Here is a 25273-nt window from a genome sequence, read left to right on the forward strand (position 1 = left end):
ACTGGGTGCAGGGGTCACCCCTGCCGGTGGGCGTGGGGCGAGGAGCCCCACATTCAATCGTTCCGCCCTAAATCCGTGCGGCGTGTGACGCGACAGAACGCAGTCGCGAGCGGCGAGGCATTGCGAGGCGGTCTGCGATTACGCGGTAGACGTCGGCGTTCAGACCCATTCCGACGTGACTGCCCATCACCTCGACATTTTCCACCGTCGGTGCGCCGCTAAGATCGACGCAGCTCTCCCAGTGCACGACGCCATCAGTGCGCGAGTAGACGTGCGTGGTCGGGACGTCGGCGGGCGAGTCGTCGCTCAGCAATAGTCCGCACTGGCACTCCTCGCTGAGGCATCCTTTCGCCTTTCCGCGAATTGCGGCGATCGAGCGGGCGACGGCTTGCACGGCAAGGTTCGCGTGGAGACGTGGCATCCGAATCGGCGAGCCAAGCGTGATCACGCGCTCGACCATTTCAGGGTGCTCACGGGCAATCTCGCGCGCATAGACGCCGCCGAGGCTCTGGCCAATTACCACTATTGGTTGATCGAATTTCTCGTAGGCGAGAGCGAGCCGCGCATTCAGTTTGACCATCGTCTCGCGCGGACATTCGGAGTTCGAGAGGATACCGGCATAGAGGGCGCGATGCCCGAGCCATCGGCAAAAATTCGCCAGCGGCGCGAGCGTCATGTCGCCGGCCATGAAACCTGGAATCAGCATGACGACTTGGGCATTGCGCCGATTGACGCGCGGCCATGGATGCGACAAAGCGCCGAGCCAGTAGACGCTGGCCTCGAGCGGAACGCGAAATTCGCCTAGCGCGTCGAACATTGATGGACGTTTGGGTTGTAACTTATTCCGTGTAGAAACTTGCGCGATACCTGGAGTCATCGGTCTCCTTCGTCGACAGTTCGCGCGGGCATCGGCTCAAACGGCAGGCATATGCTGGGCGAAACCGCAACATTATCATCCCATTCAACCCCTACACTAAAGATAATCATTCTATAACCGCCTATTCAACGTCCCGTATAGCAAGCATTGATGATTAGGTGGGCATCTGTGACATACGGCACCGAACGAATTGCTGGTTTATGCTGCAATAGCACACGTAGAAGAGCAGATGACGAGTAAAGTTTGCACAGGTCCACTGTTACAATTTTCGGCAGTCGTAACTCGCCTTTTCTCTCCGTTTGAGAAGATGTGCCGCCAAATTGGTCAATGCTGATCAAGCATTCCTGCACGTAAAATTTGATCAGAAAAGTCTGTGCCTTAATGTTGGCCGGTTGCTAACGTAGGCGGCTCCAAAACTCAAATCGCATTTTTCGAGAGGCACCAATGGAATTCGGAGTTCAGCTTGGAAATTTGGAACCAGCGCAGTATCGCGCGAACGCTCAAGCCGCGGAGGCGCTCGGCTACGACCTGATCGTCTTTCCCGACCATCTCGTGAACGAAGGTCCGGACAAGCAGATGGACCCGAAGTCGAAGGCCTATGACCATATCGTGATGGCGGCGGCGGTTATCGACGCGACGAAAAAGATTCGCGTCGGGCACCTCGTGCTTTGCAATTTATTCCGTCATCCCGCGATTACGGCGCAAAGCCTGATGACGCTGGATCATCTGAGCGGCGGCCGGCTGGTCGCGGGACTTGGATCGGGATGGACTGAGACGGAATTCAAGATGAGCGGGATTCCGTTTCCCCCGATCACCGAACGGCTGCGGATGCTCGACGAGGCGATGGCCTGCATTCTGTCGCTGTGGCAGAACGAGAAGACGACCTTCGACGGCGAGTTCTATCATTTCAAGGATGCAATCCTATGGCCAAAGCCGATTCAGCAGCCGCATCCGCCGATAATCGTTGGCGGCGGAGGCAAAGGTCTGCTGCGCATCGCGGCGAAGTACGCGGACTACGTAAACGTCGTTCCGGATGCGGGCAAGCGCGGATACATCTCGATGGAGGTCGCGCGGAAGATGACGAACGATTCGTTCCGCGAGAAGGTCAGCTTCATTCGCGACGAAGCCAAACGGAACGGCCGCAAGCCCGACGCCGTCCGCATCAGCAACTTCGTTTTCATGACGATGATCTCCGAATCGAAGGAAGCATCGCGCAAGACCGCCGAGATGATGGCGTCGATGTTCCAGCAGACGGCGGACGAGATACTCGCTTCGCCTATGATGCTGATCGGGACGCCCGAGGAATGCATCACAGAGTTGAAGCGGCGCGCGAAAGATTGGGGCACGTCGCAGATCATATTTACCGGCGAGGTTGGGCAGAACGAAAAACTGATGCGCGATCTGTACGAGAAGGTGCTGAAGCACGTGTAGCCATGTCGCTCGAATCAAAAGTTAGTGCAGGGATCTATCTCTCGCGACTACCGCCGGCAGTGGACGCCAGTCCATCTCGATTTTGCCGTTGAAGATATCGACGCGGCGGTGAAACGCGCGGTCGATGCGGGCGGCAAGCTCGAAGGCGAAATCCAGCGCAGCGCGAAAGGAGCAATGGCGAACATGGTGGATCGATCCCTCCGGCAACGGAGTGGATTTGATCTGCAGCCCGAAGTAATAATCTGCTCGATCACGATATCGCGCGTTCGGCTAAAGGGGGAGAGCCGTCTGAACGCAATCAACGCAAGGCCGCGACTATCCAGCTTTTTCAGGCAATGGCCGCCGCAGGTGCTCCTGCTGCTGACCTTCGCGTGCTTCTATTACGCCATCAATCCCGGCAATTTCTTTTCGATCGACGAGGCGATGGAACAGGAGACCGCGCAGGCGCTGATCCTCAGGCATACGATCGATATCCCGGTGATGGTGGACGCGCGGTTCGGTCGCGGAAAAAATTGGTACACGGTAAAGGGGCCGGGCCTGCCGATGGTCTCAATCCCGTTCGTGTATCTCGGGATCAAACTCGACGACGTATTCGGATCGCTGAACGGAGGCCAGCTTGCGGGTCCTCCGGTTGGGCCGGAGCAGCAGCCGCTGCGATGGGGCGGGCGGCTCGCAATCTCATCCGCGCTGATCGTCAATGCAATTGCGGGCGGCGCGATCGTCGCCGTTCTGTTCATGGTCGGCACCCAACTTTCGCCGAAGCCGCGTGCCGCGATGTTGATGGCGATCGCGGCGGGGTTCGGCACCCTGGTCATGTCGGAGGCGACCCATTTCTATCAGCACGAGTTGGACGCGCTGATGGTGATCCTCGCGTTCTGGTTCTTTTCAGCGAAAAGCCCCCGTGAGCTGATGAGCAGCTCGATATTTGGAGGCGCGAGCCTCGGGGTCGCGATATTGGCGCGGCCGGACGCCGTCCCCGCGGCGGTCATCATTTGGCTTTACGGTGTCGCGGTGGCATGGAAGCTGGTTCGAGATTTGCCTGATCGATGGCCGCGAATGACGCGACGGACGCTGCTCGCCGTGGTTGGTCCGATCTGCGCAGTGGCCGGCACGATGTACTTCAACTACCTGCGGTTCGGGAGCGTTCTTCAGTTCGGCTACACGGAGGATCGAGCGCGTTTCGTGCTCGACTTGGTTCAGATCGCCAAAGCGATCGCCGGCTATCTTGTCAGTCCGGGCCTAAGTGTTTTTCTTTTCGCGCCACCGCTAATTCTTGCTGTAGCAGTGGGCCGCAAGGCTTATCGCCGCTGGCCGCTGGAGACGACGACTCTGGTTCTCGCGGCGATAGCGCATCTGTTGATGATTGCGTCCAACAAGACCTGGAGCGGCGATTTATCCTACGGCCCGCGGTACATGCTGGAGTCGATTGTATTGCTGATGCCGCTGACACTGCCTGCGTTCGAGATGGCGGTTGATCGCGCGCCGAGCCGGGCGGCATTCGCAGTAGCGGCGGTCGTGTTCATTGGATTCGTGGTGCAGCTTATAGGAGTCAGCGTTGACGTCGGCAGCAACGAGGTTAAGCGCATCGCCGCAGGAATCGTCGCCAGCAACAAATGGGTGTTCGTGCCGAGCGCGTCGCCGGTCGTCTACGATCTTCAGGACCTGTTTGCGCGCCGCCATCTGAGTCCGTGGGCAATCCGGGCGTTGGCAATTCCCGACATGGCGCTCCTGCTGTTGATTATCCTGATCGCGATCGTGCTGTTCGGCGGTTGGCTGATATTCCAGTACTTCAGGACGGCGGAAGGAGAGCCCGCGAACCTGGATTCGCGCGCACTTCCAATAACAATCGTGGCGGCTGCGGTGGTGCCGATTTTGATTGGGTTTGCGATTGCGCGGCCGATTACCGAAGCGCCCGGCGTCCACGGGTACGAGATGCTGCAGGCCGGACTCGCGGAGCAGCGGGCGGGAAAGGTGGTATCTGCGGAGGAAGACTACGCGATAGTGCTCTCGCTCTTTCCGACCAACAAATTCGCCTGGTTCGACCTGGGTCTGATGGAACAGCAGGCGGGCCGTATCAACGAAGCAATTTTGCTCTACCAGGACGCAATGCGGGAGGATCCGAACTTCTCACCCGCGAAAGACAACATGGAATATATCATGCGCACCCATTTTGGATTCGGGCAGCCGCCGCGGCGTTAGCTTAGAGCACAGCCGATTGCGGTGTAGTCGGCACGGGCACTTCCTGATGCCTCGAGCGCTTGCCATGCGCTCCCAGTTGGAGCAGGAGCACCAGCGTCATCGCGGCGAGGCAGTAGATGTGATCCTTATAGATCCTGCGGGCGAGACGGCTTTGCTCTTCAGGTGAGTCCGACGCTTTGCCCAGGCGCGAGGCATTCGGAATCGTGCGCACGCGCGCGAGTCCTATTGCGCTCGCGGCGGCGATCAGCGAGAGCATTCGATCCACCAATGATACCTGCCGAATATAATCTCGAGGATGATGACGAGAATGGTCAGTAGCATCACCACTGCGATCAGCCGGTTCATCGGCCATGCTTCGCGCGTGACGCGCCGGTAGTAGCCCGAGATCGAGGCCAGCGCATTTGCGGGAACTTCGCCATAGTGGCCTCGCACCTGCACGTCGAACATCAGATCGAACCAGAGTACGCAGACTAGGAATGCGGCGCCGGCCGCGGCGAATGTATGCATGGTGAGGGCTTCCGCTCCGCTAGATGCTGTAGTTGATGGCGTGCTTGCGCTTTTCTGAGAGCGCTTGCAGCGTGACTCCCCGCAGGATGCCGTTGACGGAGTCGCGGACCTCGCGCCATACATCGCGCATCGCGCATGGCTGCTCGCGCGGGCAGGTGGCAGAGCTTTCTTCGAGGCATTCGACGGGAGTGTACTCGCCCTCGATAATCTCGACGACGTCCGCCATCGTGATTCGCGCCGGCGGCCGCGCCAGCATGTACCCTCCGCTCGGCCCCTTCTGACTGGCAACCAGACCGCCGCGCTTGAGCTCAATCAGGAGCCGCCGCAGGTAGTTTTCGGGGATGTCCTGGGTGTCGGCTATCTCCTCGACACGCACTGGCGAACTGGTAGGATAGCGCTCTGCCAGTAGCAGAAGTGCCTTCAAGGAGTAATCAACGCCGACGCCAAACTTCATTTTTTTCAGTATTTCCAGTGTGAATCTAACATTTTTAAGCAATAAGGGGAATAAGCGACCGGGTTTGTCATCTACTTAATTGACTAAGTAAGTCACCTAAGTTACGTTTTAGATTCGCAGGAGATTTGTTCGTGCCGAAGAGGGAACCGCAATCGTGGGAAATGGTGCTGAAGCGCAACTCGGTCGAGCGCCTCAAGCGTGAGCTGTTTCCCACCGAACTGACCGGCCAATGGGACCGGCTTGCCACGACCTCGTACGAAAAGCTACCCGAGGAAGATATCGTGCGGCTCCAGTGGTTCGGCATGTACCACGACAAGCCGAAGATCGGCACGTTCATGATGCGGATCAAAATCCCCAGCGGCATCCTGAGCGCCGAAGGGTTGCGCGCGATCGGTGAAATCTCCGAGACCTACGGCCGCGACCAGGGCGAGTTGACCACGCGCCAGAATATCCAGCTTCACTACATCACGCTCGACAAATTTCCCGAGATTCTCGAGAAGCTCAAGGGGGTCGGGCTGACCACGATGGGCGGATGCGGCGACGTCGTGCGCAATATCACGGGATGCCCGGTGGCGGGTGTCGACCCCGACGAAGTTTTCGACGTGACGCCGCTGATTGCCGAGACCGCGGGGTTTTTCTACGGCAATCGCGAGTATTCGGACCTCCCGCGCAAGCACAAGATTTCGATCGCCGCATGCAAGCATCAGTGCAATGCGCCCGAGATAAACTGCGTCTCGCTGATCGCGATGCTGAAAGATGGGCGCGAGGGCTTTGCGGTACGCGTCGGCGGCGGGCAATCGTCGACGCCGCGGCTGTCGCGGCACCTCGGCGTGTTCATCACGCGCGATCAGGCGATGCCGGTGATGCGCGCGACTATCGACGTCTGGCAGGGCACCACCGAGTACCGGATGTCGCGGGTCAAGGCGCGGCTCAAGTTCATGATCGACGATTACGGCCCCGAGGAATTTCGCAAGCTGGTCGAAGCGAAGCTCGGGTACGCGCTCGAGAATCTGGCCGAGATGCCGATTCCAGAGACCGAGAGCGATCACATGGGTATCCACAGGCAGAAGCAGGCCGGACTCAACTACGTCGGCTTCCCGGTTTACCTTGGGTTGATGAGCGGGCGGCAGATGCGCGAGATTGCGGCGCTGACGGCGTCATTCGGCGGCGACATTCGTCTGACGCGGCGGCAGAATTTCATCATCAGCGGAATTCCTGCGACGCGGCTCAACGACGTGATCGCGCAAGTGGGCGCCATTGGTTTTCCGCTCGAGGCGAACGGACTTTATGCGTCGTCGATCGGATGTATCGGCGATCCGCATTGCAACTACGCCGTCACTCCCACCAAGACCAAGCTCGCGACGATTATCGAGCGGCTGGTGAATCAGTTCGGCGAGCAGGTCGGCGGCCTCAAGCTGAACCTCGACGGATGCCCGCATGCGTGCGCGCAGCATTGGACCGGCGACATCGGGCTGCAGGGCACGACCAGCCGCGGGCCGGCAGGCGAGCCAATCGAGTCGTTCGACATTATCCTGCGCGGCGGGTTGGGCAAGGATGCGGCTATCGGCAAGCCAATCGTGCGTCGCGTGCCGTCGCCGCTGGTCGAGGACTACCTGTCGCGGCTGTTCGGGACTTATCTCGAACGGCGCGAGACTGATGAGACGTTCTCGCATTTTTGCGTGCGCACGCCTGATGCCGAGCTGATTTCGATCGCAAATGGAAACGCAACCGGCGCCGACGCCGCCGCATGACCGGGTAGCGCGCGCCCCAAGGATTTCGTCATGGCTGCAGGAACCCAATTCAACGAAGAGCCCGAAGCGCCTGAGCTCAGCCTTATCATGGACGAGCTCGAGGCGGGCGAAGCCGCGGTCGAGCTCGACGACAAGGAGCCGCAAGAGGTCCTTGCATGGGCAATAGAGAGGTTCGGCAAAGAACTTGCGATTTGTTGCAGCTTCCAGGCTGACGGCTGCGCGCTGATAGACATGGCGCATAAGATCGATCCGCGCATCCGCGTGTTCACGATCGATACCGGCAGGATGCCGCAAGAGACCTATGACGTAATCGATAAGTATCGCACGCGCTACGGTATCAACGTCGAAGTCTTCATGCCCGACACCGCGGTCGTGCAGCAGATGGTTACCCGGCACGGCAACAATCTCTTCTACAACGACGTCAACCTGCGGTTGCTGTGCTGCCAGGTGCGCAAGGTGCTGCCGCTGCGGCGCGCACTGATGAACTACAGCGCATGGGTCACGGGACTCAGGCGCGACCAGTGGGCGACGCGATCGAATATCCGCAAAATCGAAATCGACCACGACCACGGCGGCATCGTAAAGCTTGCGCCGCTGGCCGATTGGACTGACGAAGAAGTCTGGGATTATATCCGCGCCAACGACGTGCCTTACAACGAGCTATACGACAAGAGCTATAAGTCCATAGGATGCGCTCCGTGCACGCGCGCAGTAGGTGAGGGCCAGGACGCTCGCGCGGGCAGATGGTGGTGGGAGACAGGCGCTCCGAAAGAATGCGGGATGCATTGCGCAATCGAGACCGGCGGCTTCGAGCACGAGTTGGCGTCGCTGCTAGGTCAAAACGAAGGCGGCACCAAGTCCTAGGACGGCGATGGCGAGCGACGACCAGCCCCAGCCGGGCGAATCGATAACGCTCGACAGCTTGCAGCACGATATCCTGATTCCGCAAATCGAGGCCTTCCTAGACGCCACCACCGACCCACAAGCCCGCGAGGTTTACCTGACACTCAAGACGGCAATTGAGTCGCTGGAGGTCCCCCCGGACTTACAACCAAGACTAGGTGCGATCGTAGAAGTAGCACTAACCAGCGGCCGAGTAAGACGCCTATTCGGTCCCGCCGCAGAGTTATCGCTGAACGCCCTATTCCTGAAAACCCCCCGCGGCCGCGAAGTGGCGCAATCCCTAGCCGAACTAAACAAGGCGCTAGCGAGTCTGAAGGGTCAAACAGTCGAGCAGATCACATCGTCGCAAAGAAGTCCCGGCGCCTACTCCCTAACGCTAAAAACCAGCGGCTGCCAGCTAGTAATCCGCTTCGAGCAAGCAGGCGTCCGAGTAGAAAGCCTCGAAGTAGACCTAAACAGGTAGCTGTGAGTCGAGGGTTGCCGGCGCCGGCCGCTAGAGCGTCCGTCGAGATTCTTCGCTACAGCAGCTTCCGCTCAGAATGACACAGAACAAATGACCAGACAGAATCCATCCTTTTCCGCCATCGTGAGCTATGCGAAGGATCTCGCGCGTCTCATCCACCAGCCCCTCTATGGTTCCAAACGCTCCATCATTCGCGGGAAGGGGACTGTCTCTCTGATGTGATGGATTCCACACAGCCAGCCGGTCATGCGCTCGAGGCCCATGCCGAAGCCGGCGTGGGGGACTGAGCCGTAGCGGCGGAGGTCGAGGTACCATTCGAAGGGAGCTAGTGGCAGGCCGTGCGAGGTTATCTTGGTGCGGAGGGTTTCGTAGTCATCTTCGCGCTGGCCGCCGCCGATTATTTCGCCGTGACCTTCCGGCGCGAGCATGTCGACGCATAGCGCGACGTCGGGACGCGTCGGGTCCTGCTTCATGTAGAACGCTTTGCACGCGGTGGGGTAGCGATGCACCATCACGGGGCGATCGAATTCCTCGGACAGCGCGGTTTCTTCATCACCACCGAAGTCGTCGCCCCAGTTGACTGCGACACCTTTCTTTTTCAGCCGCTCGATTGCTTCGTCGTAGCTGATGCGTGGATACGGAAGCTGCGCGGCGGCTTGTAGCTTGGTCGTGTCGCGCTCGAGTGTTTTCAGCTCAGCGCTGCGGCGTTCGAGCACCCGACCTACGATGTAGGACACGAATTGCTCGGCCAGCTCCATGTCGCCGGCGAGGTCGCAGTACGCCATTTCCGGCTCGACCATCCAGAATTCAGTCAGATGCCGCCGCGTCTTTGACTTCTCAGCGCGGAACGTCGGGCCGAAACAGTACACCTTGCCGAATGCGAGCGCGCCCGCCTCCGCGTAGAGCTGTCCGCTCTGCGTCAGGTACGCCTTGCGCTCGCCGAAGTAGTCGAGCTCGAACAGGTTGGTGGTGCCCTCGCATGAAGTGGGAGTCAGAATCGGCGCGTCGAACAGGACGAAGCCGCGCTCATGAAAAAAATCGCGGCACGCCGACGCCACCTCGCTGCGGATGCGCAGAATCGCGTGCTGGCGCGACGATCGAATCCACAGATGGCGGTTGTCGAGCAGGAATGCGACGCCATGCTCTTTGTTTGTGATCGGATAGTCGGTCGCCGGCGACACGATCTCGATCGACTTCATCGTCAGCTCGGATCCGCCGGGCGCGCGCTTGTCCTCGCGCACGATGCCGGTCACTTCGAGCGAGGTCTCCTGTCCCATATGATCGGCCGCCGCGAAACTCTCCGCCCCGAGATCGGAGAGCGACGCGACGCATTGGCAAACGCCGGTGCCGTCGCGCACCTGGAGAAAATGAATCTTGCCGCTCGAGCGCTTGCCCGCGAGCCATCCCTTGAGCGTCACTTCGTTTCCAACGTGATGCGACAGTTCTTCGATATAAACTCGCGCCATGTGCCCATTTAAGCATATCGCCGCGTAAGTACAGGAGCGCGGGCGCGTCGCGCGCTTCGCCTTCATCAGCTAGGCTCGTGAGGTGGAGAGGAAGGGCGGATGAACGCGATCAGCGGGCTGAACGGGTTGGACTACGCTGCGATCGCGCTGTTCGCGATCGGAGCAATCTACGGACTGCAACGGGGCGCGCTCAGGATGTTGACGTCGGTGGTAGCGCTGGCGGCCGCCATCTATTGCGCGTCGTTCTACTACAACAAGGCCGGGGCATTCGCGGAGACGCAGCTCGGATCGTCGCACACGGTCGGCGCGATAATCGGTTTCGTCGCGGTCTTCGCCTTGATCTTCGCGGCGGTGGAAATTATCGGTTCGTTCGCGATTCGTCTGACGCAGGTCGTTCACCTGAGCCCGCTTGATCGATTGGCGGGCGGCCTGCTCGGCGCGGGCGTCGCCGGCGTCTTCGCAGGACTGGCCGTGATGCTGATGGCGGCTGTTATGCCGCCCGACGCGGCTCTGCTACGCGATTCGAAAATGGTGCCGATGCTGTTGGCGTACAACGAGATGCTGGTGGGATACATCCCGGGCGACGCGAAGCTTGAGTACGAGCGCAATCGCGACGACCTGATGAGATACTGGGTTCAGAATGCGGTGAAGGTCGCGGACCATGAAGCGTCGCCGGCTGCGTCGCCCTCGCCCTCCTCGAAGTGATCGGAAAGGCTAGAGGACGTTTAGCGTGCCCGAGTGCCGATGAGTTGCGAGCACCTTGCGGGCCCTTCTTTTCACGCGCTCATCCGGATCGTTCTGAAACCTCTCGAGGACGGCGAGTATGCGCGTCTCGTAGATCGATGGCGAGCCGTCGCAAAGCACGTGAACAATCCAGCGGCGAACGTGAGGATCGGGATCGTCAGCCATTTCCAGAAATCGATCCCAAATCTGTGGATCGTGACTCTTAACTTCACACGGGCACAGAGCCTGAATGGCCTTGCGCCGCATCCGGTGATCGCCGTCTCTGCTCAATTCGAGCAGGCGCGGAACTTCTGAGCGCGGTGTACGCACCTTATTTTAAAAACAAAAGCGGACTCAGATTTTTTGTTGTCGGTCGCGCTTACGCGATAGCGCTGTCGACCGCCTGGACCAGCCTGCCCTTGGGCACCGCGCCAATGATCTGTTCCTTGACCTGCCCGCCCTTGATGATGAGCAGATTGGGAATGCCTCGCACGCCGTAGCGGCCGGGAGTCTGCGGGTTGTCGTCGACATTGATCTTCGCAATCTTCAGGCGCCCGTCGTATTCGCCGGCAAGATCGTCGAGGATCGGCGCGATCGCGCGGCACGGCCCGCACCACGGAGCCCAGAAATCAACCAACACCGGGGTCGACGACTTTAAAACTTCCTGGTCGAAGCTCGCGTCGGTAACGTGAACGATTTTGTCGCTGGACATCGTAACTATTCTCCTGTGCGATCAGCCGCAATTGAAAGATAAGTACGGGATGGTACGCAGTCAAGGCAGGGTTATTTCTTGCGGATGGTGACGGCGGTGCCGTAGGCCGCGATCTCACTCATCAGGTTCGCGATTTCGTTGCAATCGAAGCGCATCGCGACCACGGCGTTGGCGCCCTTCTCGAGGGCCGCCGCGCGCAGCCGCTCGATCGCATGATTGCGGCTGTCGCTGAGCAGCGTCGTGTAGCCGCCGACTTCACCGCCGACGAGAGTGCGCAGGCTCGCGCCGAAGTTGGAGAATACATTGCGTGCGCGCACGATAAGCCCGAACACTTCGCCATACACCGCGACGATCTCGTAGCCGGGCACGTCGTTCATCGTGGTGACAAGAATCTTGTCGAGTTGCTCGTCCATCACGCGACGATACCGCCGCACCGCCGCCAGCGCCAATCGTGCGCTCGGGATGACCGATCGGCTATGCTCGGTCGAGGAAATGATTGAATCAACAAACGCATAACCCTGGGCTTTCACAAGAGCTGCGCAGATTCAGGTTGCTTCTAACGGGTTCGCTTTTGGTAGCCGCTGCCGCTTTCGCGGGACCGATCATTAATTTGTACTGGTTCAATGGAGTGGAGGCACCACGAGTTGAATTCTTGTTCACGGTCGCGCTGCCCGCGCTCTGGGGAATATTGGTAGCAATCGCGCTCTTCCGCTATCGACTTCGCGGATTGTGGTTTTTGACCGGAGCGCCTCTAGCGATGTTTTGGCCAGCCATTGTTGCGTTCGTTTGGTGGGCTTGCGCGCACGGAGACGCAGGTTGTTCCTAGCCCTGGTGCTTCATCTATGCGATCCGCCTCAACTCGCAGCATTTTCAAACCAGGAAACCACCCGCGCGCGAGTCGCACTTGATCTGCGGGCGGAATCCACTACCCTTGAGGCTCTATGCCTGCGCCGATGATGAACGACATACTGCCCGACCTGCTCGAGGAGATGGTTTGTCTGCTCAAGCAGCAGGGGGCCGATCCGCTCGAGTCAAAGCTGCGCGCGGCGCGGATCGAATCGGTCTGCGATTGCGGCGACGAGAATTGCGCGAGCTTCGCGACCGCCGCCGAAGTGAAGGTCGCCAACTACGTCGAGCTGCAATCGATCGAAGGCCAGGTGATCATCGATCTGAACTCCAATGACGAGATCTGCTTCATCGAGGTGCTCGGCCGTCCCGACGTGAAGTACCTGCTCGAAGAATATTACGTCGCGCAGAGCTGAACGGCGCGACCGCGACGCTAGCCGACGGCGCGGGTTTGCGGAGCAATGCGAAATCGCTCGACGAATGCCGTGACCTCATCGACGATGCGCTCCTTCTCACTGTCCACCGTGATCACGTGGTAGCTGTCCTCGAGCTCGACCGCGCGCTTCTCGACGCTGCCAAGATGCTTCATCACGTAGCCGACATTTTTGCGCATCGGGCACGTGTGATCGCGCCGAGCATGCATGACCAGGGCGGGCTGCATGATACGCGATAGCATCGGCCTCACCAGCGCCGATAGGTCGAGCAGCTTCATCGGCGCCGACAGCGGCATCAGGCGGCAGCTCGGATGGAACGATCGCGCGGCGGCGTCGTGAATGTCAGACGAGCCGGGATTCAACAGATAAATGCTTTCGGTGAGCGAACCGAGCACACCGCGCAATCCCCGCAGCGCGAGACTGGTTGAGGTCGTCAGAAAAAACGCCGGCGCCAGCATCGCAAGTCCAGCGACCGATTCACCTTGATCCGCCGCGAGCCGCGCCGACAACACCGCGCCCATCGATAGTCCGACCGCGACGATCGGCTCGCCGTATTGCCGCAGCTCCTCGAGGCCGTTGACGACGCTCTCGTACCAATTGTCGTAACTGACAGGGCCCAGTTCTTCAGGCATCCCGGCGTGACCGGCCAGCTTGATGCCGCGCACCCGCACGCCGCGCGCCGCCAACTGCTCGCCGAGGTAGCGCATTTCGAACGGCGTTCCGGTGAGACCGTGAACCAGAAGCGCGCTTACGCCTGCGCCGCCGGTGCCAATTCCAGGAAAGAAAAACTCGTTGGTGTCGACGCCCGCTGCGTGGCGCGATGGAGGCTCCTCGGAATCTGATTTCATTTTTTGCTCTGCTGCGCGACTAGCGCGTGCTCCTTTAAGTTGAGGACCCGGCCGCCAGCTGATCGCTGTCGATTTGGATCTTCGCCTGATCCTTAAGCGAATCGAGGAACCGCGTCCATGCCTGCGCGCGCCGCTGCTCGACGTATTCCTGCAGGAACGCCTTCTGCGCGGTCTTCCAATCGGCCTCGGTCGGCTCGGCGCGCGAGGTGACTTCAAATAAATACGAATTGCCGGAGCTCTCCATCACGCGAGCGATGACGCCGGGAATCACCGGCACGGCGGCGGCCGCGTCGGTCACCTCGGGAAATTCTCCGATACCGGGGACTCTGCGGTCGGCGCGCACAAACGGATCGACATTTTTAACTGCGAGCTTGTTCGAGGCCGCCGCTTTGTCGAAGTCCGCCGGACTCTTGATCGTCGCGAGAATCTTTTGCGCCTGCTGACTCGCCTGCGCTTGGGCGCTCGTGCGAATCACCGCCTCACGCACCTGCGCTTCGATTTCCTTCAATGGCGGAATTCGCGACGGCTGCCGCACCAGCAGCTTGATCACGTATGGCGCCCCCTGCTCCGGCACGAGTGCGACCTGCCCGGCGTCGAGCTTGAACGCTGACTGTATCAAGTCGCGATCCTGCTCGAGGCCGCCGGCGGGCTCGCCCTGCGCAAACAGCGGAGTCTCGACCGCCTCGATTCCGCGCTTCTTCGCGAGATCCTCGAGCTTGGCGCCCGCAATCGCCGACGTGAGATCTTCCTGCGCCGCCTCGCGTCCGAGCTTCGCTCCCGCCTGCGTGCGCATCTCTTCGATTATTTTTGGCTTCGCCTCGGCCAGCGTGTCGGTATGCGCCGGCGTGGACGCTTCGACCTTTACGATATGAAAGCCGAAGTGCGTCTCGACCATCGAGATCTGTCCCGGCTTCATCGCGAACACCGCGTCCTCGAACGGCTTGACCATCTGGCCGCGGCCGAAGGTGCCAAGGTCGCCGCCTTCGAGCTTGTTCGATGTATCGTCCGAATATTTCGCCGCCAGCTTTGCGAAGTCTGCGCCCTTCGCCTGCGCTTGCTTCAGTACGTCCTCGGCCTTGGCTTTCGCAGCGGCTTTCTCCTTGTCGGACGCGCCTGCGGGCACCGCGATCAGAATGTGGCGGGCGTGAACCTCTTCGGGATGCTTAAACCGCGCGACGGCGTTGCGCTTGTAGTAGTCCTCGATTTCGCTGTCGGGCGGCGTGTACTTGGCGGCCAGCACCAGCGGATCGTAATGCACGTAGGACAGCTTGATGCGTTCCGGCTCGCGGAATTGCTCGGAGTTCTTTTTGTAGTAGTCGGCGATCTGAGCTTCAGTCGGCGAAATCTTTGCGGCGAAATCGCTGTAAGCGAACTCTACGTAGCGCAGCCCGATTTTCTCGTTGGCAAGATTGTAGGCGTGGCGCGCTTCGTCGTCGCTCACCTGCACGCCGTTGTCGATCATGTTGCGCAGCGTGTCGGCAATCATCCGATCGCGCTCGGCGGTCTCATATTCAGCCGGCAGCAGATTGTTCGCGCGCAGCACGTCCTGGTAAGTGTCGAAGTCGAACTGACCGTCGCGCTGAAAGGCGGTCTCCTTGGTGATTTTATCCTGCAGCGCAACGTCGCTGATGCTGATGCCGAGATGGCGCGCCTCATCGCCAATCAGCTGTTCCTCGATCAGCCGCTCGACGGCTTCCTGGCGAATATTGATGTTCTTGAGCACGGCTTGCGCGTTGGCGCCGTAGATCTGTTGCACCGCCGCGCGAAGTTGCTCGGCTTCGCGATCGACCTGATCGCCCAGTATCTTCTGGCCGTTAACGGTCGCGATGGGATGGATGCTGCCGAACAGGCCGCCGCCGCCAAAGCCCCAAAAGGCCATGATAATCGCCAGGATGGCGAAGGGCACTTGCACCTGCCACGAATATTGGTAACGCCGAATTCCTTCTAACATTGAATAGCCATCATACTTTAGTGCCTTTTCGGTGCGCAATTGCACCCGGTTACTTGCTTGCTCTGTCGATCCTCTGTAGCTTCTTGTCTGCGGTTAAGTTTGACGGACCCAAACGATTGCCGCCGGAAATTCTTCAATATTTGGGCCGCGTCTTGGGGTGGTAGTAGAGCCGGGGCTTGGTACCGGCATCAGTTCTGAACCGGGCAGGCGAGGGGAGAAACACGTGGTCCTTAATTCTATTTTCGGTTGGTTTTCCAACGATCTGGCGATCGATCTCGGCACTGCCAACACCCTAATCTATGTGAAGGGCGAAGGCATCGTGTGCAATGAGCCCTCGGTCGTCGCGGTGCAAAAGGACTCGCGCGGCTCGCGGCGCGTGCTGGCGATAGGATCCGAGGCAAAGAAAATGCTCGGACGTACGCCGGGCTCGATCGTCGCGATTCGGCCTCTGAAGGACGGCGTCATTGCCGACTTCGAGATCACCGAGAACATGCTGCGGTACTTCATCCAGAAAATTCACTCGGGCAAGACGTTGGTGCGTCCGCGCCCGCGTATCGTCATCTGCGTGCCGTTCGGAATCACCGCGGTCGAGAAACGCGCGGTGCGCGAATCGGCGGAATCGGCAGGCGCGCGCGAGGTCTATCTGATCGAGGAGCCGATGGCGGCCGCGATTGGTGCAGGACTTCCTATTACCGAGCCAGCCGGAAACATGATCGTCGATATCGGCGGCGGCACCACCGAGGTTGCTGTAATCTCGCTGGCCGGCGTCGTCTTCTCGCGCTCGGTGCGGGTGGCGGGCGACAAGATGGATGAAGCGATCATCCAGCACATCAAGCGCAAGTACAATTTGCTGATCGGCGAACGCACCGCTGAGCTGATCAAGATCACCATCGGGTCGGCCTACCCCGGCAACGAGATTCAGACGATGGAAATCAAGGGCCGCGACCTGGTCGCAGGCGTGCCCAAGATTATCGAGATCACCGACGAGGAGATTCGCGAGGCGCTGATGGAGCCGGTGCGGCAAGTGGTCGAGTCGGTGCGAATCGCACTCGAACGCACGCCGCCGGAACTCGCGTCGGACATCGTCGACAAGGGAATCGTGCTCGCCGGCGGAGGCGCGTTGCTGCGCAACCTCGACGTCCTGCTGCGCGAGGAGACCGGGCTGCCGGTCACGCTCGCGGACGATCCGCTGACCGCGGTCGTGATGGGTGCGGGCAAGGTGTTGGACGAACTGTCGCTGCTGCGCGACGTCACCGTTGACTAATCAGAAATCGCGCAGCGCCCCCCATTCCGGTCCCCCTTCCCGCGAGGCCCGAAAAAAAGGGGTTAGGGGTTAGGTTGCCGGCATCATCCACGATGTTCGCAATAGCACAATATTCGCGCGATCACTCTTTGTGTCATCCCGACGACGCGAGCAACGCGACGGGAGGAAGTGGGCTTCCAGACGGCTTCGCAATTTCTGCGTTTGTCATGCTGACGATGGGAGCAAGGCGACCTGAGGAAGCACCTCGGACAGCTTCGCGCCAGCGGAGCCGGTTCCGGTCTTCTGATTCGCGCGCTGCTCGCGTTCATTTAGAGAACCCCAGATGAGAAGCACCTTTCTCTGGCGCAACCGCGTGCTGCTGACCAGCGGCGTGCTGCTAATTTTGTCGCTTCATCTGATCTCGACGGGCGTACATCCCGGTGATCTCGCCGCGCGTCCGGAATCCGCATTCCTCGAAGTCATCAGTCCCGTCACCGGTGCGTTCACCCATCTTAGCGACGGCGCTTCGTCGATTACGCGCGATTACGTCGACCTGGTCCATGTGCGCGACGAAAACGCGCGCCTGCGAATCGAGCTCGCGCGGGTCAAGAGCGATCAAGCCCGATTGGCGGAGCTCGAAGTCGAAAATAGACATCTCGGCGAACTGCTCGAGCTCAAGGACGCGCTGGGAACCAACGCCCTCGCCGCCAACGTGATCGGCAGCGACGCCAACGGCATCTCGCGCACCCTGATTCTAGCCTCGGGTTCGGACAACGGACTTCGTCCCGGGATGGCGGTGCTCGCCAACCAGGGCGTGGTCGGCAAAATTATCGCGGTCAGTCCGAATGCGTCACGCGTTCTGTTGATCAACGATCACAACTCCGCACTCGACGGCTTCGATCAACGCACCCGCGCGCGCGGAATCGTGGCCGGGCTGGTCGACGACGGAGTGATCCTGAAATACGCCGATCGTTCGCAGGACATCCGCACCGGCGACACCATCGTGACCTCCGGCCTCGATGGAATCTTCCCGCGCGGCCTGCTGGTGGGAACCATCGCGAACGTGCGCCGCGACGGTGCGGGACTTTTCCTCGGTGTGAAGATCGCTCCAGCGGTTGATTTCCGCCAGCTCGAGCAGGTGCTGATCCTGACGCAGCCGCCGCCCCATCTCGACGATCAGGCCAAGGACTGACGCGGTTGCGGCTCATCCTGCTGTTCTCGATTTTCGTAGTGTTGGGATTAGCGTTTGAGTCCGCCGGCGCTCGCATCGTCTCGGTCCGATCGTTGATTCCAAATCTGATCATCATATTCGCCGTCGATCTCGGCCTGCGCCATCACGGCGTCCTGCCCGCGATACTGGCGTTCGCGATGGGCTATGCGACCGACGCGCTGGCCGGTTCGCATCCGGGGCTCAACGCCTTCATGATGACGATGGTATTCCTGGTGAGCTACGAGGTTTCGACGCGGCTGATGGTGGCGAACGCGGGCGTCGGCGCGACGCTGGTATTCTTCAGCGTAATGGTGACTTCGCTCGGCACCATCGCCATCGCAAACGGCTTCGGCGCCCTCTCCAGCACCGGCCCGATGCTCCCGGGACTGACGCTCCAGGCATTCATCACGGCAATAATCGCCCCTTTCGTGTTCGCAATGTTGGCCGCAACCAAGCGCCTGACCGGAATGACCGAAGCCTCGTCCCGCGAAAGAACCGTCCGCGATCGATGATCCGTGTTGCTCCACCAATAGCGACCCCTTCCCTGTGTCATTCAGAGCCGCCGCGGCGAAGAATCCCGAATTCCTTCCCTGCAAGGCGACCTTTGCATAACTATCGGTCTTTCTTCCGTTGGCCGAGGCGAGTGGCAAGCGCGGTTGTTCATTCGGAAAACACGCACCAACTGTATTTCTGGCCGTTTATGTGTTCCATATCGCGCCCTGCGTGAGGCGTAACGCCTACTACATCTTCCTTGCCAAGACCGTCAGGATATCTAACGAAGTCGTCCCCGACGTCTCCCGTTACATACGCTTGTTTGAAGCCGGTTCTGAACTCCACCGTAAAAATGATGTATCCCATCCCCGACTCGCCGCATGCATGAAGTATGTTCGCGAATTTCGCCGGCAGGCGAAAGCGGCTGTCGGCGATCGATGCAATATCCTCCACCTCGAGATATCCCTTATCGCGACCCCGATCCGGGTAGAATCTCCACAGCTTTAAGTAGTCCGCCAACGAGATGAGATAGACGCAATCAACCCTCTCCCCGGTCTTCAGCACAACATCGCAAGGAAAATACTTTACCGCGCCCTCCCTGCTCGGCTCGATTTCGACCAGTTGATGCCGAAGCGACGGTGGAAGTTTCGGTCGGTCCAAAGAGTTCTTCATGCTTCTGAAGTGGCACAGGCTTCAGCCTGTGATTCTTCCCGCTCGGTGGCTGGAGACCGAATCACTGGCTGAATTCGAAATCAAGTCAGAACGTTGTTTATCTGTCAACTTCGCAACAATACATTGGACTGATATGTCAACCCTGCCGCTATGCCCGTCAAAACGCCAATCCGGAAGCCCGCAGCGAACAGCCATGGGATTGCCTCCTCGGTCGTTCCGCGAATAGATTGTAGGGCAGTCGGGAACAATCAGTGGCGAAGTTCCACATTCCTCGAAGCAATAATCAGCGGGTTCCGTTGCTGGAACCGCGAATCGTGTCGTTGACCGTCATGATGTTCGCGGTGTTGGCGCTGGTCGCGGTGCGCCTGTACTACCTGCAGGTTCTGCATCACAAAGAAAATGTCGAGATGGCCGATCGCAACCGGATTCGGCTGCAGCGCGTCCCCGCGCCGCGCGGACTGGTCTTCGATCGCAATCATCGTCCGCTGGTCGACACGCGTCCGTCGTTCGACGCGCAAATCGTGCCCGAGGATTCCGACAATCTTTCGCTGACGATCGAGCGCCTCGCGCGCTACACCGGCGCGGACGATATTGCGGACAAAATTTCCGACGCCGATCAGGCGGGCCGCCCACCTTACGAGCCCATCACCGTCGCCGAGCGTCTCGGATGGCAGCAAGTCGTCGCACTCGAGGCGCATCAGCTCGATCTGCCGGGCGTCAGTCTGCAGATCACGCCTGCGCGGCATTACCTGTACGGACAGCTCGCCGCACATCTGCTTGGCTACGTCGGCGAAGTCAACGTCACCGATCTCAAAGCGCATGAGGACTACCACATGGGCGACGAGATCGGAAAATTCGGACTCGAGCGCGTGTGGGAAAGTTTTCTGCGCGGCAACGCGGGCGGACAGGAGATCGAAGTTGACGCCGTCGGGCGCCGGCTGCGCGTGCTGAAGGAAATCGCCGACACGCCCGGCCAAAGCCTGGTCATGACTATCGACCTGAATCTCCAGCAGGCGGCGGAGACTGCGATGGCGGGGAAGAACGGCGCCTTCGTCGCGATCGATCCGCGAAACGGCGACGTGCTCGCGATGGTCTCGCATCCGGCCTTCGACCCCGACATCTTCGGCGGCGGCGTGAAAGCGTCGGCGTGGAAGGAGCTGATGACCGACCCGAACCATCCGCTGCAGAATCGCGTCATCCAGGGAATCTATCCGCCGGGATCGACTTTCAAAATTGTCGATTCGATCGCGGGACTCCAGGAAGGCACGCTGAAACCTGCAACCGAATACAACTGCCCCGGCGGGATGTGGTTTGGCGGGCGCGAGTATCACTGCTGGCGTCATCAGGGGCACGGCACTATCGAGCTGCACGATGCGATCGTGCGCTCGTGCGACGTCTATTTTTACAACGTCGGCGAAAAGCTTGGCGTCGATCGAATCGCGAAGTGGTCCAATCTGATGGGACTCGGCATCAAGAGCGGCATCGATCTCGATCATGAAAATCCCGGCACCATCCCGTCGTCGGCCTGGAAGCAGAAGCGCTACCACGAGCGATGGTATCCCGCGGAAACGCTCTCGGTCGCAATCGGACAGGGCTACGTCGCGACCACTCCGCTCCAGATGGCGCAGGTCGCGGCGCAGGTTGCCAACGGCGGTATCCGCTATAAACCGCAATTCGTGAAGTACGTCGAGGGTCTCGACGGCAATATCGCCAAGTCGTATCCGCCGATCGTCGAGAACCGGATGAAGATCGATCCCGACGCGCTCCAGGACGTGAAGGACGCGATGGCTGACGTCGTAAACGGCGCCGGTGGCACCGCGCACAAAGCGCATCTCGACAACGTAATCGTATGCGGCAAAACCGGCACGGCGCAGGTCGTCGGCAGCAAAGGTGGCGGCGAGAGTGAGGAGGAAGAGGACAAGAATATGCCCGACCAGTACAAGGATCACGCATGGTTCATCGCGTTCGCGCCCAAGGATCATCCGACCATCGCGGCCGCTTGTATCATCGAGCACGGCGGCCATGGCGGCAGCGCCTCGGCGCCCGTGATTCACGACGTCTTCCAGCGCTACTTCCAGATCAATCCGCCGCCGCCGGCACCCGCGATCGCGCGCGTGCTCGACAACAACTAGCATGACAGGAGTGCGGCCCTGATGGCGGCCGGCGATCGCAGAGCAATACTTCATTTCGACTGGACGCTGTTCACGCTGGTGCTCGCGCTGGCAGGCATCGGGCTGGTCAGCGTCATCAGCGCGTCGTACGGCGGGCATAAGATTATCGATCCGCTGGTGATTCACCAGTTCGTCTGGATCGCGGTCGGTACCGGCGCGTTGCTGCTCGCGGTCCTCGTCGACTACCGGGCGCTGCAGTCCTACGCATATCCGTTTTATGTGATGGTGGTCGGACTTCTGATCGCAGTGATGGTCGCAGGACACGCCACCGGTGGATCGCGCCGCTGGATTAATCTCGGCTTCTTTCATCTCGAGCCGTCTGAGCTGGCCAAGCTCGCAGTCGTGCTCGTGATGGTGCGTTATCTGCGCGAGGAACCGCCGAAGGGCGGATGGGGCTTCCGGCATTTGATCGTCCCGTTGATCCTGCTCGGCGTGCCCGCCGCACTCGTGCTCAAGCAACCGGACCTCGGCACCGGGCTGGTACTTGTGCTGATCACAATCACGCTGGTTTTCGTCGCGGGTCTGAACTGGCGCACGATGGCGATTCTGGGTATCGCCGGGATGCTCGCGGCTCCGCTTAGCTGGCATTATCTCAAGCCGTATCAGCGCCAGCGGCTGGTCAGCTTTATCAATCCGCAAGCCGACCCGCTCGGATCCGGCTATCACATCATCCAATCTGAAATCGCGATCGGCGCCGGCGGCCCGACCGGCAAAGGATTTCTGAAAGGCACGCAGGCGCGGCTGAATTTTCTGCCCGAACAGAGCACCGATTTTATCTTCGCGGTATTCGCTGAAGAGTTTGGCCTCGCCGGCGCGCTGCTCCTGCTCGGATTGTATGCGAGCGTGATCGCGCGCGGCGCATGGATCGCGAGGCACTCACGCGACCGCTTCGGCGCGTTGCTCGCGGTCGGACTGACCGCGATCGTCTTCTGGCAGGTCGCAATCAACATCGGGATGGCGACCGGGATGCTGCCGGTGGTCGGAATCACGCTGCCGCTGGTGAGTTACGGCGGCTCGTCCCTGATCGCAATGATGGCCGCGATGGGCATCCTCATCAGCATCAACACCCGCCGCTACCTGTTCTGAGTTTCCTGCGAGGTAAGTCTGTGGCTCCCAAAAAAAAGTTCACCGATCCCGTCGACCTCGAGATCGTCGAAGTTCAGCGTCGGTTCGTCGACCTGATGGAAAACGTCAGGCTCGAATCGATGAGCCCCGAGATGAAACAGAGTTACCTGGCGGTGATGAAATCGCTCACCGAAAAGCTCGCAATGCCGAGCAAGCCGCTAAACGAAATCCTCGGTGAGATGATGGCCGAAGCCGGCCCAATGATCTTCCAGGCAATGCAGCGCTAGCGCGTCCCGCCGCCGACGCGATCATTAAGCAAGTGATCGCTTGACTTACTTTCAAAAGGGAATACTTTACAAAGTGGATGAGGCGGCTGTCGACAATAAACGCGTCAACCCCAGACGGAGGCGAGTTATGGCTATTACGCTGAATCACACAATCGTACCGGCGCATGACAAGGACGCTTCGGCAAAGTTCTTCGCGCTGATGTTCGGCCTCAAATACGAGGGAGCGATGGGTCATTTTGCGCCGGTCAGAATCAACGAAACCCTGACGCTTGATTTTGACAACTGGGACCGTTTCGAGATGCATCACTACGCTTTCCAGGTCGGCGACGCTGAGTTCGACGCGATCTTCGGTCGAATCAAAGAGGCCGGCATTCCGTACGGGAGCGGTCCGTTCTCGCAAGAGGATATGCAGATCAACACTCGGCGCGGTGGGCGCGGCGTCTACTTCAAGGATCCCAACGGCCACGTACTCGAGCTTCTGACCCGAGCATGATCGCTTAATCGCAAGCGTTCATCACGCTTCGAAAGCGTAGGCGGCTTCCTCGTGCTCGCTGAGGTCGAGTCCGACCTGCTCCGATTCGTCGATCACGCGCAGCCCGACCAGCGCGTCGGTCACTTTCAGCAGAACCGTGCTGCCGACGAACGAGAACGCCATCGTCGCGACGACTGCGGTCGCCTGGATGAATAGCTGGCGCGGATTTCCATAGAAGAGTCCGTTGGCGCCGGCCGCATTGACCAACGCGCTCGCAAACAATCCGGTCGCGAGTGCGCCCCATATTCCGCCGACCGCATGCACGCCGACCACGTCGAGCGCGTCGTCGTAGCCGAATCGCGATTTCATCCGCACCGCCGTGTAGCAGAGTGCGCCCGCGACTCCGCCGATGATTATCGCCGCGCCGGGGCCGACGTTAGCCTGACGCGGGAGTTATCGCGACCAGTCCCGCGACCGCGCCGCTCGCCGCGCCGAGCACGGTAGGCTTGCCACCGGTCCACCACTCCGCCGCGACCCATGTCAATGTCGCAGCCGAAGCGCCGAGATGTGTCGCGACGAACGCGGACACCGCCAGGCCGTCGGCGGCGAGCGAACTTCCCGCGTTGAAGCCGAACCATCCGACCCACAGCAATCCCGCGCCGGTGACGGTCATCGTCAGGTTGTGCGGCGGCATTGGCTCGTGCCGATAACCGCGCCGCGGACCGACCATCAGCGCGGCGGCGAGCGCGGCGACCCCCGACGAGATGTGCACCACAGTGCCGCCGGCGAAATCGAGCGCGCCCATCTCGTGAATCCATCCGCCGACGCCCCACACCCAGTGCGCGAGCGGATCGTAAATCAGCGTGATCCACATGAGGCTGAAAACCAGGAAGCCTTTGAACGACATCCGCTCCGCGATCGCGCCGGTGATAAGTGCGGGCGTGATCACCGCGAACATGCACTGGTAGATCATGTACGCCTGATGCGGCACGGTCGCCGAGTACGCGGCGTACGGCAGCGAGGCGCTGACGCCGTTGAGTCCCGCCCACGAAAGCGCGCCGATGAATGCGCTGCCCGGCGAGAATGCGAGGCTGTAGCCGAAGAGCACCCATTGGATCGATACGATCGCGACCAGGATAAAGCTCTGCATCAACGTCGAGAGTACGTTCTTGCGCCGCACCATCCCGCCATAAAAAAGCGCGAGTCCGGGGATCGTCATCATCAAAACCAGCGTGGCGCAGAGTAGCAGCCATGCTGTGTCGGTCCCGTCGAATTTTTGCACGCCGGGAACCGCCGCAGAGGCAGGCGTCGCATCCGCCAGGAAAAATGCTGCGATCACGAACAGAGTGATTGGCGAGAGCGCGCCGATCGATTTACGGACCATCTTCCAAGCCTCCAAGCGTACGTAAACTCTGCGATATAGTCGAAAAAAAGAGGCGGCTCAAATGAACCGCCTCTTCGCGAGCGTTCGATTGTGTGGCGCTCAGCCCTTGGGGAGTTGCAGGATGCGCTCGCCAATCATGTTTTTTTGCACCGGCGAAGTGCCGCCCGCGATCGTCATCGACTCCGATGACAGTATGCGGCGCATCCAGTCGCCTTCGGGGGCGAACGGGGTGTGGCGCTCGAGCAGAGCGTACTCGCCGAGCAGGCGCGTGATGAACTTGGTCATCCGCTGGCCGAGGTCAGTCGACAGCAGCTTGGAGATCGATGCTTCGGGTCCTGGCTGCTGACCCTTCAAACGCTTCGACAGGCTGCGCAAGCCGTTGTATTTCTTCGCGGTCGCTTCGATTGCGAACTGCGCGATTTGCTGACGGATATCGTTGTCCTCGATCGCCGGGCGTCCGTTCAGCTGCACCGACTTCGCGATCTGAACCAGCTGATGCAGCACCTGCTCCGTTCCGCCGAGCGTCTCGCCGATTCCGAAGCGCTCGTGCATCAGGGTCGAGACGAGAACCTGCCATCCCATGTTCATCGGGCCGAGCAGGTTTTCCTTGGGGACGCGCACGTCTTCGAAAAAGATTTCGTTGAACTCACTGTCGCCGGTGATTTGTTTGAGCGGACGCACCGTCACGCCGGGTGCTTTCATATCGACCAGC

At 60.2% G+C, this 25273-nt stretch carries 26 protein-coding genes and 1 pseudogene; 14 read left to right on the forward strand and 13 right to left on the reverse strand.

Annotation, left to right across the window (positions count from 1 at the left end):
- Positions 1-67: 67 nt before the first annotated feature.
- On the reverse strand, positions 68-817 hold the full coding sequence (locus tag WB650_RS19720; RefSeq protein WP_423961714.1) for a hypothetical protein: 750 nt from the start codon (positions 815-817) through the stop codon (positions 68-70).
- 504 nt (positions 818-1321) lie between these two features.
- On the opposite strand from WB650_RS19720, the gene WB650_RS19725 reads away from it, so the two are divergent.
- Together WB650_RS19725 and WB650_RS19730 are read left to right on the forward strand one after the other, a co-directional pair.
- Entirely contained in the window at positions 1322-2308 is a 987-nt protein-coding gene (locus WB650_RS19725; RefSeq protein ID WP_423961715.1) for an LLM class flavin-dependent oxidoreductase, read from the forward strand.
- A 24-nt stretch (positions 2309-2332) separates the two neighbouring features.
- Positions 2333-4507, forward strand: coding sequence for a VOC family protein (locus WB650_RS19730; RefSeq protein WP_423961717.1), 2175 nt, complete (start codon positions 2333-2335; stop codon positions 4505-4507).
- Between the two features lies 1 nt (position 4508).
- On the opposite strand, the gene WB650_RS19735 is transcribed toward WB650_RS19730, so the two are convergent.
- Genes WB650_RS19735 through WB650_RS19745 form a run of 3 tightly spaced genes read right to left on the reverse strand, consistent with a single transcriptional unit; the run spans position 4509 to position 5468 of the window.
- Complete coding sequence (locus WB650_RS19735) at positions 4509-4763, reverse strand: hypothetical protein (protein WP_423961719.1); 255 nt, start codon at positions 4761-4763, stop codon at positions 4509-4511.
- Positions 4751-5014, reverse strand: a complete 264-nt coding sequence (locus WB650_RS19740) for a hypothetical protein (RefSeq protein ID WP_422307756.1) — start codon at positions 5012-5014, stop codon at positions 4751-4753. Before WB650_RS19740 ends, WB650_RS19735 begins: the two co-directional genes overlap by 13 nt.
- A gap of 19 nt (positions 5015-5033) precedes the next feature.
- Positions 5034-5468, reverse strand: coding sequence for an RrF2 family transcriptional regulator (locus WB650_RS19745; RefSeq protein ID WP_422307754.1), 435 nt, complete (start codon positions 5466-5468; stop codon positions 5034-5036).
- 131 nt (positions 5469-5599) lie between these two features.
- On the opposite strand from WB650_RS19745, the gene WB650_RS19750 reads away from it, so the two are divergent.
- Genes WB650_RS19750 through WB650_RS19760 form a run of 3 tightly spaced genes read left to right on the forward strand, consistent with a single transcriptional unit; the run spans position 5600 to position 8585 of the window.
- Complete coding sequence (locus WB650_RS19750; RefSeq protein WP_422307752.1) at positions 5600-7219, forward strand: nitrite/sulfite reductase; 1620 nt, start codon at positions 5600-5602, stop codon at positions 7217-7219.
- Between the two features lie 30 nt (positions 7220-7249).
- The gene (locus WB650_RS19755; RefSeq protein WP_423961722.1) at positions 7250-8083 is read left to right on the forward strand and encodes a phosphoadenylyl-sulfate reductase; all 834 of its coding nucleotides are present in this window, start codon (positions 7250-7252) and stop codon (positions 8081-8083) included.
- A 7-nt stretch (positions 8084-8090) separates the two neighbouring features.
- Positions 8091-8585, forward strand: coding sequence for a hypothetical protein (locus WB650_RS19760; RefSeq protein WP_422307748.1), 495 nt, complete (start codon positions 8091-8093; stop codon positions 8583-8585).
- A 167-nt stretch (positions 8586-8752) separates the two neighbouring features.
- Here WB650_RS19760 and asnS read toward each other — a convergent pair whose 3' ends face one another.
- Positions 8753-10051 carry an asparagine--tRNA ligase gene (asnS, locus tag WB650_RS19765; protein ID WP_423961723.1) on the reverse strand — a complete coding sequence of 433 codons (1299 nt, stop codon included), beginning with the start codon at positions 10049-10051 and terminating at the stop codon, positions 8753-8755.
- 99 nt (positions 10052-10150) lie between these two features.
- On the opposite strand from asnS, the gene WB650_RS19770 reads away from it, so the two are divergent.
- On the forward strand, positions 10151-10756 hold the full coding sequence (locus tag WB650_RS19770) for a CvpA family protein (RefSeq protein WP_423961725.1): 606 nt from the start codon (positions 10151-10153) through the stop codon (positions 10754-10756).
- A gap of 9 nt (positions 10757-10765) precedes the next feature.
- Here WB650_RS19770 and WB650_RS19775 read toward each other — a convergent pair whose 3' ends face one another.
- From WB650_RS19775 to WB650_RS19785, 3 genes are all read right to left on the reverse strand, one after another.
- Positions 10766-11104: a HEAT repeat domain-containing protein gene (locus tag WB650_RS19775; RefSeq protein WP_423961727.1), complete on the reverse strand. Its 339-nt coding sequence runs from the start codon at positions 11102-11104 to the stop codon at positions 10766-10768.
- Between the two features lie 49 nt (positions 11105-11153).
- On the reverse strand, positions 11154-11486 hold the full coding sequence (gene trxA / locus WB650_RS19780) for a thioredoxin TrxA (protein ID WP_422298737.1): 333 nt from the start codon (positions 11484-11486) through the stop codon (positions 11154-11156).
- A gap of 71 nt (positions 11487-11557) precedes the next feature.
- On the reverse strand, positions 11558-12016 hold the full coding sequence (locus tag WB650_RS19785; protein ID WP_422307742.1) for a YbjQ family protein: 459 nt from the start codon (positions 12014-12016) through the stop codon (positions 11558-11560).
- Between the two features lie 411 nt (positions 12017-12427).
- On the opposite strand from WB650_RS19785, the gene WB650_RS19790 reads away from it, so the two are divergent.
- The gene (locus WB650_RS19790) at positions 12428-12748 is read left to right on the forward strand and encodes a hypothetical protein (protein WP_422307740.1); all 321 of its coding nucleotides are present in this window, start codon (positions 12428-12430) and stop codon (positions 12746-12748) included.
- A gap of 17 nt (positions 12749-12765) precedes the next feature.
- On the opposite strand, the gene WB650_RS19795 is transcribed toward WB650_RS19790, so the two are convergent.
- The gene (locus WB650_RS19795; RefSeq protein ID WP_422307738.1) at positions 12766-13614 is read right to left on the reverse strand and encodes an alpha/beta hydrolase; all 849 of its coding nucleotides are present in this window, start codon (positions 13612-13614) and stop codon (positions 12766-12768) included.
- Between the two features lie 34 nt (positions 13615-13648).
- On the reverse strand, positions 13649-15565 hold the full coding sequence (locus WB650_RS19800) for a SurA N-terminal domain-containing protein (RefSeq protein WP_422307736.1): 1917 nt from the start codon (positions 15563-15565) through the stop codon (positions 13649-13651).
- Between the two features lie 223 nt (positions 15566-15788).
- Here WB650_RS19800 and WB650_RS19805 point away from each other — a divergent pair, with 223 nt between their 5' ends.
- The 3 genes from WB650_RS19805 (at position 15789) to mreD (ending at position 18530) form a co-directional block, all read left to right on the forward strand.
- Positions 15789-16829, forward strand: coding sequence for a rod shape-determining protein (locus tag WB650_RS19805; RefSeq protein WP_422298727.1), 1041 nt, complete (start codon positions 15789-15791; stop codon positions 16827-16829).
- Between the two features lie 322 nt (positions 16830-17151).
- Positions 17152-18000 (forward strand): rod shape-determining protein MreC, encoded by an 849-nt coding sequence (gene mreC / locus WB650_RS19810; protein WP_422307734.1) that lies wholly within the window; start codon positions 17152-17154, stop codon positions 17998-18000.
- Positions 18001-18005: 5 nt separating this feature from the next.
- The gene (mreD, locus tag WB650_RS19815; RefSeq protein WP_422307732.1) at positions 18006-18530 is read left to right on the forward strand and encodes a rod shape-determining protein MreD; all 525 of its coding nucleotides are present in this window, start codon (positions 18006-18008) and stop codon (positions 18528-18530) included.
- A 148-nt stretch (positions 18531-18678) separates the two neighbouring features.
- Here the strand turns inward: mreD and WB650_RS19820 are convergent, their stop codons facing one another.
- Positions 18679-19170: a hypothetical protein gene (locus WB650_RS19820; protein WP_422307730.1), complete on the reverse strand. Its 492-nt coding sequence runs from the start codon at positions 19168-19170 to the stop codon at positions 18679-18681.
- A gap of 263 nt (positions 19171-19433) precedes the next feature.
- On the opposite strand from WB650_RS19820, the gene mrdA reads away from it, so the two are divergent.
- The 4 genes from mrdA (at position 19434) to WB650_RS19840 (ending at position 23198) form a co-directional block, all read left to right on the forward strand.
- A complete protein-coding gene (mrdA, locus tag WB650_RS19825; protein ID WP_423961731.1) occupies positions 19434-21314 on the forward strand; it encodes a penicillin-binding protein 2 in 1881 nt (626 codons plus the stop codon).
- Between the two features lie 21 nt (positions 21315-21335).
- The gene (gene rodA, locus WB650_RS19830) at positions 21336-22439 is read left to right on the forward strand and encodes a rod shape-determining protein RodA (RefSeq protein WP_422307726.1); all 1104 of its coding nucleotides are present in this window, start codon (positions 21336-21338) and stop codon (positions 22437-22439) included.
- Positions 22440-22459: 20 nt separating this feature from the next.
- Positions 22460-22705, forward strand: a complete 246-nt coding sequence (locus WB650_RS19835; protein WP_423961734.1) for a hypothetical protein — start codon at positions 22460-22462, stop codon at positions 22703-22705.
- Positions 22706-22832: 127 nt separating this feature from the next.
- The gene (locus WB650_RS19840; protein ID WP_423961735.1) at positions 22833-23198 is read left to right on the forward strand and encodes a VOC family protein; all 366 of its coding nucleotides are present in this window, start codon (positions 22833-22835) and stop codon (positions 23196-23198) included.
- 21 nt (positions 23199-23219) lie between these two features.
- Here WB650_RS19840 and WB650_RS19845 read toward each other — a convergent pair.
- Positions 23220-24399: pseudogene (locus WB650_RS19845) on the reverse strand (ammonium transporter).
- 261 nt (positions 24400-24660) lie between these two features.
- On the reverse strand, positions 24661-25273 hold a 613-nt coding region (locus tag WB650_RS19850; RefSeq protein WP_423961737.1), incomplete at its 5' end, for an acyl-CoA dehydrogenase family protein.

It is taken from the genome of Binatus sp. (SeqCode), from assembly GCF_049584895.1.
Taxonomy (GTDB): domain Bacteria; phylum Desulfobacterota; class Binatia; order Binatales; family Binataceae; genus Binatus.